Origin of the sequence: Bacillus sp. JJ1764 (assembly GCF_036962145.1) — a bacterium.
Classification (GTDB): Bacteria; Bacillota; Bacilli; order Bacillales; family Cytobacillaceae; genus Neobacillus.
The window spans coordinates 1-618 of sequence record NZ_JBALNY010000017.1 but is presented as its reverse complement, the minus strand read 5'-3'; the positions used below and the strand labels follow the sequence as shown (position 1 = coordinate 618).

Below are 618 nucleotides of genomic sequence, written 5' to 3'. Positions count from 1 at the left end.
AATTACCCGATTTAAAAAATCGGGTAAACCATCAATACTCCATTAAAAATCCTGCATCTTTCATAGCGGCTACAGCTTTATCCAACGTTGCTTCATTTGGAGCCGAGATCGTGTGCAGATGAATCCCATCTGTCAGTACTGACAGGAACGTGGCCTGGGTACTTAGAATTTTTTCCATGAATTGCTTGACTTCCTGCCGATTGGACACCATGATGGATGCCGTCAAGTCTCCATAAACGGCATGCTCGATTTTTACATCTTTCACGGTTACCCCATGATCGACAAATAAATTCAGCTCTTTTTCTGTATCTTCAGGCTTATGTCGGCAGGCAATGGTTCTTTCATAAAACTGGGTCCCTGGAGTGGGGTTGAAATACATGTATCCTTGACTAGTGGCGATGATCGGTTCGTTTTTCGCCTTTAACAACGTAATATCGCCCACGATCACTTGTCTGCTGACATTGGTTCTTGTCGCCAAATCACTTCCTGTAAGTGGTGCATGGCTTTCCTTCAATAGTTGGAGGATGAGAGATCTTCTCTCTTCACCAAGGATTTTCTTTTGTTCCGGCATATAACTCCTCCTTTAACGCATTCTGTTTCATTATTCTAACATAACTT

1 protein-coding gene is annotated in these 618 nt (G+C 42.6%); it reads right to left on the bottom strand.

What is annotated here, in order from left to right:
* Positions 1-31: 31 nt before the first annotated feature.
* Positions 32-571 carry a transcription repressor NadR gene (locus V7083_RS02395; RefSeq protein ID WP_335474984.1) on the bottom strand — a complete coding sequence of 180 codons (540 nt, stop codon included), beginning with the start codon at positions 569-571 and terminating at the stop codon, positions 32-34.
* Positions 572-618 lie beyond the last annotated feature (47 nt).

Bases quoted from the DNA above. Each gene is read 5' to 3' on its own strand.
- V7083_RS02395 (WP_335474984.1), bottom strand. From the start codon at position 571: ATGCCGGAACAAAAGAAAATCCTTGGTGAAGAGAGAAGATCTCTCATC.